This is a genomic window from Actinomadura luzonensis (genome assembly GCF_022664455.2).
Taxonomy (GTDB): Bacteria; Actinomycetota; Actinomycetes; order Streptosporangiales; family Streptosporangiaceae; genus Nonomuraea; species Nonomuraea luzonensis.
On record NZ_JAKRKC020000002.1, the window covers coordinates 630,758 to 644,146 of the forward strand.

Here is a 13,389-nt window from a genome sequence, read left to right on the forward strand (position 1 = left end):
CCTTCCGGAGGTGCCGCTCCACCCGGCCCGCTCCGTACCGTCGGCGACATGGACAGACGCACTGGACGGCCGAGCCTGTGGCTCGCCCTGCTGCACCGGCTCCTTGACGCCAACGGGGGAAAGATGAACGGCAAGTTCCTGCTCGCGATCGTGGTCGTGGCGCTGCTGGTGGTCGCCGGCTTCGTCGTCTTCCGGGTTATCTTGGTCGACATGATCCTGACCCTGAGGGACTCGCGCTAGACGATGCGGGAGGTGTGGGGGCGGGCCGTACGGCTGCTGGCGGCCGACGACCCGGAGTCGGGCCGGCTGGTCCGGCTGCTCATCGGCCTGGTCCTCGCCTGGTCGCTGGCGACCGCCGCGCCCGACCGCCTCGCCGCGCTGGTGTGGGCGGCGCTCGGCGGGTCGATGGCCTGCTGGCTCGCCTTCGTCGTGCTCGACGGGCGGTTCCCGCGCGTGGCCGCGGCCCTGCTCGCCGCCGCCTCCGCGGTCGCCGCCGCCGTGTCGGGCTCGTCCGACCCGGCGCCCACCGTGTTCCTGTTCGCGACGCTGCTGCTGTTCGCCGCGCACGGCACGCCGGGCATGGGGACGATCGTCGCGGTCACCGCGGCGGACCTCGCCCTCATGACCGGCAGCATGGCGTGGCAGGGGGCGCCGCGCTCCGCGATCGCGGTGCGCGGGGCCGTGATGCTGTGCACCGTGCTGTTCGCGCTGCACCGGCGCCACTACCGGCGGGCCCAGCAGGAGCGGGCCAGGGCCATGGCGCTCGACGAGCGGGCGCGCATCGCGAGGGAGCTGCACGACGTGCTCGCGCACTCCCTCGGCGCCCTGGGCGTGCAGCTGGAGGTCGCCGAGGCGGTGCTCACCGAGCGGGGCGACGTGGCCGGCGCGGTGGCGCGGCTCCGCCGGTCGCGGGCGCTGGCCAGGGAAGGGCTGGTCGAGGCGCGGGCGGCGGTGGCGGCCCTGCGCGAGGACGTGCCGCCGCTGCCCGACGCGCTCGGCCGCATGGTCGCCGAGCACCGCAGGGACCACGACGTGCCGGCCGGGCTGCGCACCACGGGCGCGCGGCGGCCGGTCAGCCCGGCGGCGGAGGTCTGCCTGCTGCGCACCGCCCGCGAGGCGCTGACCAACGCCGCCAGGCACGCGCCGGGCGAGCCGGTGACGGTCGAGCTGGGCTACGGTGAGGGCGCGGTCCGCCTCGTGGTCCGCAACCCGTGCCCCGCCGGGCCCGGGCCCGCGCTCGGGCTCGGGCCCGCGCTCGGGCTCGGGCCCGGCGAGGCTTCCGGCGGGCACGGCCTGCAGGGGATGCGCGAGCGGCTGGCGCTCGCGGGCGGCACGCTGCGCGCCGGCCGGGCGGGCGGTCTGTGGGAGGTGCGGGCGGAGGTGCCGGAGTGAGGGTCCTGGTCGTGGACGACCAGCAGCTCATGCGCGAGGGCCTGGTGGCGCTGCTGGGCCTGGTCGACGGCGTCGAGGTGGTGGGCGACGCGGGCGACGGCGAGCGGGCCCTCGCCCTGGTGGCCGGGCTGCGTCCCGACGTCGTCCTGATGGACCTGCGCATGCCCGTGATGGACGGCGTCGAGGCCACGCGGCGGATCGCCCGCGACCACCCGGGCACCGCCGTCGTGGTGCTGACCACGTACGACGACGACCGGTCGGTGGACTCCGCGCTGCTGGCCGGCGCCCGCGGCTACCTCACCAAGGACGCCGGGCGCGCCGAGATCGCCGCCGCGCTGCGCTCGGCCGCCGCCGGGCAGTCGACGTTCTCGGCCGCGGTGTCGCGGCGGCTGGTCGAGGCGTTGTCGCGCGCCGCGCCCCCGCCGCCGGTCACCGCCTGCCCCGACGGGCTGACCGCCCGGGAGGTCGAGGTGCTGCGGCTGGTCGCCGGCGGGCTGAGCAACGCGGAGATCGGCACGGCCCTGTTCATCGCGGAGACGACGGTCAAGACGCACATCAACAACGCCTTCGCCAAGATCGGCGTCCGCAACCGCACGGAGGCCGCCGCCTACGCGCGCGACCGGCTGCTGTAGGACATTTCGGCGATCGAGTAAATGATCCGCCCGGCGCGGCCCTGGCTCGGCCCGGCTGTCGGACTGGATGGCTGAGAGGGCGCAGCGATGAAACGATTCATGCCCTGCAATACGTAAACCCCTGGTCCGGCACTGCAACGGCGCTGCAACATCGCAGAAACCCGGCCCACCCCTTGACGGGCCCGTGATCGCTCCTTAATGTCCCTGGGCAGGCGGCCTGAAACGTTTTTATGGATGTCACGCACGCTCAACGGCGGAGCGCGGCCACGCGCGCACTTCGCCGCACCCCCTGAGCACCCCACGGAGACCCCATGACGACAGCCACCTCCGCGGCGCCGCGCCCGGCCGCGCCCCAGCGTCACCGGCTCGCCCGCCGTCCCCGGCTCGCCCGCCGTTCCCGGTTCGCCCGGCTCGTCGCCGCGCTCGCCGTCCTGGCCGCCGGCGCCGCGACCGGCGGCACGCTCGCCCCGTCCCCCGCCTCCGCCGCCGCCTGCGGCGACGGCACGTTCCAGGCGCAGGTGACGGTCAGCGGCAGCACCTGGACCGCGCGCGGCAGCGCGGGCGCCGCCGTCTACAGCGGCACCGACTTCCGGGCCGCGGTCCAGGCCGGCATCGGCAGCCTCACGGCCGGGCGCACCTCGATCCAGCGCGTCGTGGTGCGCGGCAACGGCTCGATGAGCGCCGGCAGCCGCATCTCGCTGCCGAGCCACACCTCGCTGTCGGTCTGCGGCACCATCAACGTCACCGGCTCCGGCTCCGGCGACTACGCGCCGGTCTACTCGCGCGGCACCACGAACATCGAGGTGCCCTACCTCAACGTCACCGGCACCCCCGTCTACGGCATCTTCCTCCGCAACGTCACCGACGTCTGGCTCGGCCAGATCGACATGCGGCTCGGCGGCGCGGGCCTCGGCGTGCGCATCGACAACCGCGGCGACACCAGCCAGTGGACCCGCAACGTCCGCGTCGACAACGTGTACGTGCAGGGCGCCGGCTCGCACGCCATGGAGACCTACGGCGTGGACGGCCTCACCGTCGGCACCGTCACGGCCCGCAGCGTCGGCGAGTCCGGGCTGCTGCTCAACCAGACCGTCAACGCGACGGTCGGCACCGTCGACGCCGACAACGCCGGGGCCGGCACCGGCTACGCCGCCTTCCGCATGGCCAACCGCAACGGCCGGATCGGCAGCTCCTACCCGAACAACATCCGCGTCGGCCTCGTCAAGGCGCGCGGCGGCGGGCGGGGCGTCTTCTGCGTCTCCGAGAGCGGCGGCGCCACCATCGACCGGGTCGACATCGCCAACACCGGCAACAACTCGGTGCTGGTCGAGAACTGCTACAACGTCGTGATCGCCGGGGTGTCGGGCACGATCACCGGCGGCGGGGAGGTCCGCATCGCGGCCCGTACGGAGTTCCCGCCGTCGTCCGGCATCAGGTTCCAGAACCTGACGGTCACCAACACGCCGATCAGGTGGAGCCCCTGCACCGGCAGCAACAACACCATCAGCAACGTGACCCGGGTCAACTCCACCCTCACCTGGTGCTGACCCGGCGCCCCTGACCGGCCGCGCCGACGGCCGCCGGCGACCTTCGCCGGCCTGACAGGAGAGACCATGCGCACGATCCGCCTCCTCGTCGTCTCCGCCCTGGCGATGTCCCTGTCCCTGGCGGCCCCCGGCGTCGCCCCGGCCGCCGCGGCCGGCTCAGCGGCGTGCGCCGCCCGGCCCGCCGCCGCGCCGGCGTCCGCGGGCCGGGCCGCGCGGGCCGCCGCCACGACCACCGTCTGGCTGACCGGCGACTCCACCATGGCCAACCCCAGCGGCACCTGCCCCGTGGGCTGGGGCACCGAGTTCGACGGCCTGTTCCACAGCAACATCGTGGTCAGCAACCTCGCCGTCGCCGGGCGCAGCATCCAGACCTGGCTGTACGAGGGGAACGTCACCTCCGCCCTCGGCTCCGACGGCGAGTGCGTCCTCAGCTCCACCGCCTACTCCGCCCGCTGGCAGCAGGTGCTGAACGGCATGAAGGCCGGCGACTACCTGTTCGTCCAGTTCGGCATCAACGACAGCTCGGCCACCTGCCCGCGCCACGTCGGCACCGCCCGCTACCAGCAGCTCATGACGATGATGGCGCAGGCCGCGCTGGCCCGCGGCGCCCACCCGGTGCTGCTCACCGCCGTCGCGGCCATCACCTGCTCGGGCGGCACCGCCGTCAGGAACCGCGGCTTCGTCACCCAGACCTTCGCCGCCGGCGCCGCCACCGGCGCCCCGGTCATCGACCTGCAGGCGCTCAGCGTCGACTACTACAACTCCCTCGGCCTGTGCCCCAACAACGGCGACTACACCTCCGGCCCGCTCGGCCAGTTCTTCTGCAACGACCACACCCACTTCGAGGCGTACGGCGCCCGGCGCATCGCCCGCCTCGTCACCGGCGCCCTGCGGACGCAGAACATCCCCCTCGCCGCCTCCCTCCTCTGAACGAGCCGCGCACATTCGCCGATCGGGCCCGCACCGCTGCGCCGGCACCGGCCGTGGCTAGACCTCGGCCGGCCGGAGCCGGGCCGGTCCGGCGCAGCCGGTGGCCTCGTCGAGCTCCTGGGCGATCTCCTGCTCCAGCTCGGCCGTCTCCCGGCCGGGCAGCGTGATCAGGTCGAGCGGGTCGTACAGCGTGGGGGCGTGGAGGCGGTGGGTGCGCAGGGACAGGAGGTGCGGGCCGCCGCCGGCGCGGATGGCCGCGCACGCTTCGGCGGCCGCGTCGGCGACCGCGCGCACGTCCGTGCCGTCCACGGGCCGAACGACCACGCCGTAGCCGTCCGAGGGCCGGGTGACCGCGTCGTGCGCGGCCGACGGCGACGCGTGCCGGCTGTTCTCGCAGGCGAGCAGCACCGGCAGCCGCCACCGCGCGGCCAGGTCGAGGCAGTCGCGGAGCTCGTCGCGGGCCGTCGCGTCCTCGTCCAGGAAGCAGGCCGTCACGCGCGGGCGGCGCAGCAGCCTGTCGGCCGTGGCCAGCCCGACCGCGAGGGAGAGGCCGCTCCCGTGGAGATCGTCCCCGTGGAGGTCGCCGCCGTAGAAGCGGCGGCCGGGGTCGACGAGGCGCGTCGGGCCCGCGCCCCTCGCCCGGGCGCACGCCTGCGCCATGATCGTGCGCGCGGGCACGCCGCGGGCCAGGGCGGGGCCGTGCTCCCAGCGGACGGACACGACCGCGTCCTCAGGGTCCAGCGCGTGGCAGACGCCGGCGGCCACGGCCTCCTCCCCGAGCTGAGAGCGGGAGCGGGAGCGCGGGCTCGGAAGGGCACGGCTGGGCGCGCCGCCGCCGCACAGCTCGACGCGGCGTTCCTCGAAACGGCGGATGCGCAGCATCTGGCGCAGCAGTTCCCGGTCGCGGTCATGGGAGAGCTGCGCGCGTGTTGTGCGTGCCATGTCCTCACATTCCGCTTGGGAGCGGAGGAGGGACAGGGCCCAAGGTCCCGGGTTCGGCGGGGAGCCCGCCTCTTGCCCGGCCGGGCGGCGGGGCCGGGGGCTCAGCCCGGGAGCGCGTCGCGGCGCCACGCCTCGTAGGCCTGCACCGCGGTGGGCAGCGTGGGGAAGATCCGCTCGGCGCCGACCGCCGCCGTCAGCCCGTACGCGTCCAGGAAGACGCGCAGGTCCTGCTTGACCCTGGCCATGGCGAAGACGATGCCGCGCCGCTCCAGCTCGCCGCGCAGCGAGTCGAGCGCGTCCAGCGCCGTGACGTCCACCTCGACGTTGGCCTCGGCGTTCAGCACGAACCAGCGGACGGGCACGTCCTGGTGGTCCACGGCGGCCAGGGCGCGGCGGTGGAAGTCCTGCGCGTTGGCGAAGAACAGCGGCGAGTCGTAGCGGTAGACCACCAGCCCGGGAATGGTCCGGGCGGCCGGGTAGTCGTCGATGTCGTGCATGCCCGCCAGGTCCGGCACCAGGCCGAGCACGGCGTCGTGCGGGCGGGCCACGCGGGCCAGCATCTCGGCCACCGACAGCGCGACCGCGAGCAGGATCCCGTACAGGATGTCGAAGACCAGCACCCCGGCCAGCGCGCCGAGGGCGAGCAGCAGCTCGGCGCGGCGGAAGCGGGCCAGCCGCCGGAACTCGGCCGGCTCGACCAGCCGGGTGGCGGCGTACACGACGATCGCGCCGAGCGCGGCGGCGGGCAGGCCGGCCAGCAGCGGGCCGGCGGCGAGCAGCACGGCGAGCACGGCGGCCAGGCTGACGAGCGAGGAGAGCTGGGTGCGCGCGCCCGCCGCGTCGGCGAGCGCGGTCCTGCTGCCGCTGCTGCTGACCGGGAAGCCCTGCAGCAGGCCGGCCCCCAGGTTGGCCGCGCCGAGGGCGAGCAGCTCCTGGTCGGCGTCGATCTGCTGGTGGTGGCGGGCGGCGAAGGAGCGGGCGGTGAGCATGTTGTCGCTGTAGCCGACGAGGAAGACGCCGACGGCGGGCAGCAGCAGGCTCTCCAGCGAATCCCGCAGCGGGGGCAGCGACAGGTGCGGCAGCCCGGCCGGGATCTCGCCGACGACCGCGACCCCCCGCGCGTCCAGGCCGAGCAGCGCCACGGCGGCGGTGGCGAGGACCACGGCCAGCAGCGGCGCGGGGACGGCGGGCAGCCGCCACCGCAGCAGGAACAGGAAGGCGAGCACGGCCGCGCCCATGGCCACGGTGAGCGGATGGGCCTGGGGCAGCAGCCGGGCGAAGGAGACGACCTGGCCGGCGAGGGAGTCGCCGGTGACCGGGGTGCCGGTGAGCTTGCCGAGCTGGCTGACGATCATGAGGGTGGCGACGCCGGCGAGGTAGCCGACCAGGATCGGCTTGGACAGCAGGTCGGCGACGAAGCCGAGCCGCAGCATCCGGCAGCCCAGGCCGAGCAGCCCGACGAGCACGGCCAGCGCGGCGGCCTGGGCGGCGTGCCGGCCCGGGTCGCCGGCGGCCAGGGGAGCGATGGCGGCGGCGGTCATCAGCGCGGTGGTCGACTCCGGCCCGACCGACAACTGCCGGGACGAGCCGAGCACCGCGTACAGCGCCGGCGGGGCCAGCGCCGCCCACAGGCCCGCCACCGGCGGCAGCCCGGCGACGGTGGCGTAGGCCATGACCTGGGGCACGAGGTAGGCCGCCACGGTGATCCCGGCGAGCAGGTCGCCCCGCAGCCAGGCACGCCGGTAGCCGGCCGGCGCGGACAGGCCGGGCAGGAATCGGATCATGCCCGAGGATGACCCGCGAGGGCCGCTCCGCGCCAGCCCGAACCGCCGGTGCGTCCCGCCCGGCAGGGGGAGCGCCGGATCGGGGACGAAGGTCCCGCCGGCGAAGGGCTTTTGCGGCCCGCCGGCACGCGCGGGCGGGGGTTGGCTCGAAGTGGTCCATCCGCTCGCGAGAGGAGGACGCGATGGCCGCGATCACACGCCGTGACCTGCCCTTCCAGGTCCTGGAGCTGCCCGAGTGGCTGGAGGGGCCGATGGCGGGATGGCGGGAGTTCGCCCGGCTGATCCGGGTCGAGGAGTACGTCGCCGACCAGCGGTACGTGGTCCGGGCCGAGCTGCCCGGCGTTGACCCCGTCAAGGGCATCGAGGTCATGGTGGACGACGGGATGCTGCGCATCGAGGCCGAGCGGCCGGAGGAGAGCAGGGAGCAGTGCCGTACCGAGTTCCAGTACGGCAAGCTGCACCGCACGGTCCGGCTGCCCAAGGAGGCCCGTGGACAGGAGGCCAAGGCCGCCTACCACGACGGCATCCTGGAGATCACCTTCGCCCTGGCCGAGGAGAGGAAGCCGGCGGCGCGCCGGATCACCGTCACCCCGGCGAAGTAGGGCAATACCGGCGGGTCCGGGCCCCGGTCGTCACGACGCGGCCCGGCCCCCGCCGCGTCCCTGACCCCGGACCCCTGTCCCGGGTCAGGGGCGCGGGCCGAGCTCGCTCAGCGCCTGCATGGCGTCCCGCTCGACGTGCGCCAGGTCGTCGAGGAGCGCGCCCGCCCGCCGGAGGTGCGCCGCCCCGGCCTCGCCGCCCTCGCCCGCCTTCTCGACGAGGGCGGCGACCTCCGTCCACAGCTCGGCGGCCTCGGCGTACAGGCGGTGCCCGGCGCGCAGGCGGTCGTCGTCCACGAACTGCAGGCACTCGCCGAGGAAGTCGCGGTAGAGGGCGCGGAACAGGGCGCCGCCGGTGCCGGCCCGCTCCATGAGGAGCGCGGCCTGCGGCAGGTCGCGCGCCGGGTCGGCGGCGCGCTCCAGCCAGCCGGGCACCAGGCGGGCGGCCTTGGCGATGCCGCGGTGGCCGACGTTCGCGATGGGCGCGGCGAGGAACGCGGCCGCGCACGCCCTGATCGCGGGGACGACCTGCTCCTGCCAGGCCACCGGCCGGCGCGGCGGGGCGAGCCAGAACGAGCGGTTCCTCGCAGTCATCGGGCCGCGCTCGGCGCGCGCCAGGGCCAGGGAGGCCAGGCCGGTCCGCACGGCCCCGCCCTGGGGGGCGGTGTCCACCAGGTACGCGTACTCCTCGTCGTAGCCGTACATGGCGACGACGTGGCCGCCGAAGTGCACCTTCGTGCCGAAGTAGTCCAGGTGGTAGCAGTCGAGCTGGAGGCCGACGGGGCGGCCGGCGTCGATGCGGGCGGCGACGTTCCGCCACGCCTTGCGCGCCGAGCCGGTCTCCTCCACCTCCAGCGTCAGCCCGAGCCTGGCGGCCAGGTTCCTGGTGAGCTCGAAGGGCTTCACCCGCCCGCCGAGGAACGGGAACGGCAGGTTCCTGGCGTCCCAGTAGACGAAGGACAGGCCCGCGCCGAGCCCGAACAGCATGGGCTCGGACAGGTCGATCCCCTCGTGCCGCAGCAGCACGCCGGCCGCCGTCGTCTCGCAGTGCTGCAGCCCGCGAGGCTCGATGCCGGTCAGGACGGTCATGGTCGCTCCCCTCGGTCGCCGGGCTCTCAGCGGGCCCACAGCAAGCATGGGGTCTCCTGTAGGGGGAGAGTCCAACCGGGTCGTCCCGGTCCGCGCGGCCAACGAAATGATGGGTTACTCTCATTTTTGTGACGCGCGGTCAGTCGAGTCCGTCCGAGGCCGAATCCTCTCGGGAGATGACATGAGCGAATCCGTGACACTGCCCCTGCACATGCGGCGCAGCGCGTTCGACCCCGACCCCGAGCTGTCGGCCATGCGTGAGGAGGAGGGCGTCCGCAGGGTGCCCACCATGTTCGGCCTCGACGCGTGGGTCGTCAGCCGCTACGCCGACGTGCGCGAGGTGCTCGGCGACCCCGCCCGCTTCAGCAACGGCCAGGGCATGGCCTTCCGGGCGGCCGGCCGCCCGCAGTACAGCGAGGAGCAGCTCAGGACGATGCGGGCGGGCAACCTGCTCGCCTTCGACCCGCCCGAGCACACCCGGCTGCGCCGCATGCTGACGCCCGAGTTCACCATGCGGCGGATGCGCCGCCTGGAGCCGCGCATCCACGAGATCGTCCAGGACCACCTGGACGCGATGGAGCGCGGCGGCCCGCCCGCCGACCTGGTCTCCGCCTTCGCCCTGCCGATCCCCTCCCTGGTCATCTGCGAGCTGCTGGGCGTGCCGTACGCCGACCGCGGCGACTTCCAGCGCCGCACCGGCACGCTGCTCAACCTGTCGAAGCCGGTCGAGGAGCGGATGGCGGCCAGCCTGGAGCAGCGCTCCTACATGGCCGGGCTGGTCGCCCGCGCCCAGGCCGACCCCGGCGACGACATGCTCGGCATGCTGGTGCGCGAGCACGGCGACGACCTGTCCATCGACGAGCTGGTGGGCATCGCCGGGCTGCTGCTGCTCGCCGGCCACGAGACCACCTCCAACATGCTCGGGCTCGGCACCCTGGCCCTGCTCCGCCACCCCGACCAGCTCGACCTCCTCAGGAAGGAGCCCGAACGCATCGGCGCGACGGTGGAGGAGCTGCTGCGCTGGCTCAGCATCGTGCACGCCGGCACGGGCAAGGTCACCACCACCGAGGTCGAGCTGTCCGGCACCCGCATCCCGGCCGGCGAGCTGGTGATCTGCGCGCTGCCCGCGGCCAACCGCGACCCGGCCTTCATCGCCGACCCCGACCGGCTCGACATCGCCCGCGGCGACCTCGGCCACGTCGCCTTCGGCCACGGCGTGCACCACTGCCTGGGCGCGCCGCTCGCCAGGATGGAGATGCGGATCGCCTTCCCCGCGCTGTTCGAACGCTTCCCCGGGCTGCGCGAGACCGGGGCCACGCCCGAGTTCCGCTCCTTCAACGTCGTCTACGGCCTGACCCGGCTGGAAGTCGCCTGGTAACCGCCGTCACGGTCCGGCTGCTAGCGTTCAGCGTGTGCACGAGCCGCGACAGCGGGCCGACGCGCTGCGCAACGCCGATCGGATCGTCAGGGCCGCGATCGCGATCCTGCGCGACCGCGGCCCCGAAGCCTCACTCGACGAGATCGCCAGGCTCGCCGGCATCGGCAGCGCCACCGTCTACCGGCGCTTCGGCGACCGCGACGGGGTGATCAGGGCCGCCTTCCAGGCGTACTTCGCCGAGGAGGTCGAGCCGCTGGTGCTGGCCGCCCGCGACGCCGCCGACGCCGGGGCCGCGCTCGCCGAGGCGCTGGCCGCGACGGTCGACACCCTCGCCGCGCACCACGGGCTGCTGAAGGCGGCCCGCCGGTCGGGGGCGTTCACCGTCGACATCGTCGCGCGGTTCATGGGGCCGCTCGGCGAGGTGCTGGCCCGGGCGCAGCGGACGGGGCAGGTGCGGGACGACCTGGCCGTCCGGGACCTGGCGGCGATCGTCGTCATGGCGCTGGCGACCGCCAGCTCGCGTGACCCCGCGCACCGCGACCCGCGCCGCTACCTGGCCCTGCTGCTGTCGAGCCTGCGCCCGTCCGGCGGTGACCTGCCCGCGCCGTCCGGCGGTGACCTGCCCGCGCCGTCCGGCGGTGACCTGCCCGCCGACGGCCTGCCCGCGTCCTACCGGGTGTGAGCTCAGGGCTTGATCGCGGTGCCCTGGGCCGAGGCGAGCCGCCAGCCGCCGCGCCCGTCGGCGGCGTACACGTGCGTGTAGCGGCTGCCCGCGCCGAAGCCCGGCCCGCCGTCCTGGGTGAAGCGCATCGCGGTCCGCCCCACGACGACGCCCGCGTCCCCGAAGAACCGCACCACGGCCTCGCCGGGGAAGGCGTCGATCCCGGGGAACCGCAGCGCGCCCGACCCCACCAGCTCCAGCAGCACGTCCTTGCCGGCCACCACGCCGTCCTCGACCCCGACCAGCAGGAAGTCGTCGGTGAGGAGGTCCGCCAGGCGGGCGGCGTCGCCCGCCACCAGGGCGTCGAAGAAGTCCTGGTCGTGCTGGAGCAGGGTGTCGTGCTCGGCGCTCATGGTCATCCGTTTCGTCCGGGCTGTCGGGAGCACGAGCGTAGACGTTGACACCGGCGGCAAGGTCAAGCCGGTGGAACGGCCTGGCACGCCCTCCGGGCAGAGGACGCCGTCAGGGGGGATCCATGAGCGAACCCGCTTCCGGGGTGCTGATCAGGATGGCCGGCCCGTTCGAGGTGGAGCGGGGCGGCGTGCCGTGCGGGAGGGGCGTGATCGGCGGCAAGGCCAGGACGCTGCTCAAGCTGCTCGCCGTGGAGCGCGGCCACGTCGTGCCGATGGACCGCGTCGTCGAGGCGCTGTGGCGCGGACGCGCGCCCAAGCAGCCGGCCGCGAACGTGGCCAGCCTGGTCAGCAGGCTGCGCGGCGTGCTCGGCCCGGACGCGGTGCCCGGCGGCCGGCGCGGCTACCGGCTGGGCGCGCCGCCCGCCGTCCGGGTCGACCTCGACGAGGCGGCGGCGCTGGTCGCCGAGGCGGAGGCTGCCTGGCGGCGGGGAGCCGGCGCTGGCGGGCGCGGCGGCGGCCCGCGCCTCCGCACGCTCGGCGAGGGCCGGGTGCTGGAGGAGGAGGCGCGGGCCTGTGGGCCGCGCCGGCCGGGACGAGGCCGCGAGCCTGCTGCGCCGCGCCAGGCACGCCGCCGCGGCCGGGCTGCTGGCCACCGATCCCGTGCGGGCCGGGCAGGCGGCCGAGGCGGCGGTCCGCGCGGACCCGTTCGACGAGGCGGCCCACCGGCTGCTCATGCGGGCGCAGGTAGCCGCGGGCGAGCCGGCCCGGGCGCTGCTGACGTACGAGCGGCTGCGCCGCAGGCTGGTGGCGGAGCTGGGCGCCGACCCCACCGCCGAGACCCGGCAGGTGCACCTGGCGGTGCTGCGCGAGCAGCCGGGGCGCGCGGCCCGGAGCGGGGACGGCGGCCCGTGCGGGCGCGGTGACCCGGGGTGGGGCGGCTCGGGCTGGGGCGGTTCGGGCTGGGGCGGTTCGGGCGGGCGGGTGCGGGAGGGGGAGCGGGTGGCAAGGGCCTGGGTCCGGGCGCAGGCGGGCCGGACCGGGGTGCTGCTGATCGTCGGCGACCCGGGCATCGGCAAGTCGTGGCTGGCGGAGGAGGTGGCGCGCCTGGCGGGCGCCCGCGGCGGCCTGGTGCTGCGCGCCCGCTGCCACGAGATCGAGCGCCCGCTGTTCCTGCAGCCGTTCGTGGACGCGCTGCGGGTCGCCGGCCTGGCCGGGTACGCCCTGCGCGACCTGGCGGGGGAGTGGGCCGGCGCGCTGGAGCGGCTGTCCCGGGGCGAGAGCCTGGAGCGCCGGCACGCCTACGAGGCGGTGACGGCGTTCCTGCGCGCGCTGGCCGAGCGCGAGACGGTCCTGCTGGTGCTGGAGGACCTGCACGCGGCGGGCGCGCCGACGGTGGAGCTGGTGCACTACCTGGCGCGGCGGGTGCGGGGGGCGCGGCTGCTGGTCCTGGCCACGGCGCGGCCAGCCCCGCCCGGGCCGCCGGCCGCCGCCGCCGCGTCCGGCGGGCCGGCCGAGGTCGAGCGGGTGCTCGGCGAGGCCGCCGAGGTGATCCGCCTGGGCCCGCTGCCGCCGGAGGCGGTGCGGGAGCTGGCGGTGGCCGCCGGGCTCGGCCCCGAGCTGGGCGAGGCGGTGTTCCTGCGCACCCGCGGGCATCCGCGCTGCGCGGTGGAGCTGCTGCGCGGGATGGCGGCGGGCGAGCCGGGCGTGCCCGAGCCGGTGCGCGCCTGGGTGCTGGGCCGGGTGCGGGGGCTGGGGGAGCAGGCCGAGCGACTGCTGCGCGCGGCCTGCCTGCTCGGCCCCGCCTTCGACCCGGTGGCGCTGGGGCGGCTGGCCGGCGTCCCCGCGCGGGTGGCCGCCCGGCACTGCGAGCGGGCGCTCGCCGCCGGGCTGCTGACGGTGTCGGGCGGCAGCTACGAGTTCGCCAGCGACCTGACCAGGGAGGCCCTGGACGCCACCACGCCCGAGCCGACCCGCCTGGTGTACGCGGGCGTCCTGAGATCGGGAACGCCGACTATTCATTAA

At 75.6% G+C, this 13,389-nt stretch carries 13 protein-coding genes; 9 read left to right on the top strand and 4 right to left on the bottom strand.

Going from position 1 to position 13,389, the window contains the following annotated elements; all coding sequences use genetic code 11:
* Positions 1-48: 48 nt before the first annotated feature.
* The 5 genes from MF672_RS33080 (at position 49) to MF672_RS33100 (ending at position 4,501) form a co-directional block, all read left to right on the top strand.
* Positions 49-240 carry a hypothetical protein gene (locus tag MF672_RS33080; protein WP_242382266.1) on the top strand — a complete coding sequence of 64 codons (192 nt, stop codon included), beginning with the start codon at positions 49-51 and terminating at the stop codon, positions 238-240.
* Between the two features lie 3 nt (positions 241-243).
* Positions 244-1,392, top strand: coding sequence for a sensor histidine kinase (locus tag MF672_RS33085; protein WP_247815531.1), 1,149 nt, complete (start codon positions 244-246; stop codon positions 1,390-1,392).
* A complete protein-coding gene (locus tag MF672_RS33090) occupies positions 1,389-2,024 on the top strand; it encodes a response regulator (RefSeq protein WP_302893320.1) in 636 nt (211 codons plus the stop codon). Before MF672_RS33085 ends, MF672_RS33090 begins: the two co-directional genes overlap by 4 nt.
* A gap of 311 nt (positions 2,025-2,335) precedes the next feature.
* A complete protein-coding gene (locus MF672_RS33095) occupies positions 2,336-3,571 on the top strand; it encodes a hypothetical protein (protein ID WP_242384108.1) in 1,236 nt (411 codons plus the stop codon).
* A gap of 66 nt (positions 3,572-3,637) precedes the next feature.
* Complete coding sequence (locus MF672_RS33100) at positions 3,638-4,501, top strand: SGNH/GDSL hydrolase family protein (RefSeq protein ID WP_247815532.1); 864 nt, start codon at positions 3,638-3,640, stop codon at positions 4,499-4,501.
* A 57-nt stretch (positions 4,502-4,558) separates the two neighbouring features.
* Here the strand turns inward: MF672_RS33100 and MF672_RS33105 are convergent, their stop codons facing one another.
* Positions 4,559-5,443 carry a thiamine pyrophosphate-dependent enzyme gene (locus MF672_RS33105; RefSeq protein ID WP_242383614.1) on the bottom strand — a complete coding sequence of 295 codons (885 nt, stop codon included), beginning with the start codon at positions 5,441-5,443 and terminating at the stop codon, positions 4,559-4,561.
* A 101-nt stretch (positions 5,444-5,544) separates the two neighbouring features.
* On the bottom strand, positions 5,545-7,227 hold the full coding sequence (locus MF672_RS33110) for a SulP family inorganic anion transporter (RefSeq protein ID WP_242383613.1): 1,683 nt from the start codon (positions 7,225-7,227) through the stop codon (positions 5,545-5,547).
* A gap of 182 nt (positions 7,228-7,409) precedes the next feature.
* On the opposite strand from MF672_RS33110, the gene MF672_RS33115 reads away from it, so the two are divergent.
* Entirely contained in the window at positions 7,410-7,829 is a 420-nt protein-coding gene (locus tag MF672_RS33115) for an Hsp20/alpha crystallin family protein (RefSeq protein ID WP_242383612.1), read from the top strand.
* Positions 7,830-7,913: 84 nt separating this feature from the next.
* On the opposite strand, the gene MF672_RS33120 is transcribed toward MF672_RS33115, so the two are convergent.
* Positions 7,914-8,915 (bottom strand): BtrH N-terminal domain-containing protein, encoded by a 1,002-nt coding sequence (locus MF672_RS33120; RefSeq protein WP_242383611.1) that lies wholly within the window; start codon positions 8,913-8,915, stop codon positions 7,914-7,916.
* Positions 8,916-9,096: 181 nt separating this feature from the next.
* Between MF672_RS33120 and MF672_RS33125 the strand changes: the two genes are divergently transcribed.
* On the top strand, positions 9,097-10,293 hold the full coding sequence (locus MF672_RS33125; RefSeq protein ID WP_242383610.1) for a cytochrome P450: 1,197 nt from the start codon (positions 9,097-9,099) through the stop codon (positions 10,291-10,293).
* Positions 10,294-10,327: 34 nt separating this feature from the next.
* Entirely contained in the window at positions 10,328-10,975 is a 648-nt protein-coding gene (locus MF672_RS33130; RefSeq protein WP_242383609.1) for a TetR/AcrR family transcriptional regulator, read from the top strand.
* 2 nt (positions 10,976-10,977) lie between these two features.
* On the opposite strand, the gene MF672_RS33135 is transcribed toward MF672_RS33130, so the two are convergent.
* A complete protein-coding gene (locus tag MF672_RS33135) occupies positions 10,978-11,367 on the bottom strand; it encodes a YybH family protein (protein WP_242383608.1) in 390 nt (129 codons plus the stop codon).
* Between the two features lie 573 nt (positions 11,368-11,940).
* On the opposite strand from MF672_RS33135, the gene MF672_RS33145 reads away from it, so the two are divergent.
* The gene (locus tag MF672_RS33145; RefSeq protein ID WP_302893321.1) at positions 11,941-13,389 is read left to right on the top strand and encodes an AAA family ATPase; all 1,449 of its coding nucleotides are present in this window, start codon (positions 11,941-11,943) and stop codon (positions 13,387-13,389) included.

What these genes read in the sequence shown, in the direction of transcription:
- MF672_RS33135 (WP_242383608.1), bottom strand. Translation starts at nt 11,367, where the DNA reads ATGAGCGCCGAGCACGACACCCTGCTCCAGCACGACCAGGACTTCTTC.
- MF672_RS33120 (WP_242383611.1), bottom strand. Translation starts at nt 8,915, where the DNA reads ATGACCGTCCTGACCGGCATCGAGCCTCGCGGGCTGCAGCACTGCGAG.
- MF672_RS33095 (WP_242384108.1), top strand. Translation starts at nt 2,336, where the DNA reads ATGACGACAGCCACCTCCGCGGCGCCGCGCCCGGCCGCGCCCCAGCGT.
- MF672_RS33100 (WP_247815532.1), top strand. Translation starts at nt 3,638, where the DNA reads ATGCGCACGATCCGCCTCCTCGTCGTCTCCGCCCTGGCGATGTCCCTG.
- MF672_RS33125 (WP_242383610.1), top strand. Translation starts at nt 9,097, where the DNA reads ATGAGCGAATCCGTGACACTGCCCCTGCACATGCGGCGCAGCGCGTTC.
- MF672_RS33110 (WP_242383613.1), bottom strand. Translation starts at nt 7,227, where the DNA reads ATGATCCGATTCCTGCCCGGCCTGTCCGCGCCGGCCGGCTACCGGCGT.
- MF672_RS33105 (WP_242383614.1), bottom strand. Translation starts at nt 5,443, where the DNA reads ATGGCACGCACAACACGCGCGCAGCTCTCCCATGACCGCGACCGGGAA.
- MF672_RS33080 (WP_242382266.1), top strand. Translation starts at nt 49, where the DNA reads ATGGACAGACGCACTGGACGGCCGAGCCTGTGGCTCGCCCTGCTGCAC.
- MF672_RS33085 (WP_247815531.1), top strand. Translation starts at nt 244, where the DNA reads ATGCGGGAGGTGTGGGGGCGGGCCGTACGGCTGCTGGCGGCCGACGAC.
- MF672_RS33115 (WP_242383612.1), top strand. Translation starts at nt 7,410, where the DNA reads ATGGCCGCGATCACACGCCGTGACCTGCCCTTCCAGGTCCTGGAGCTG.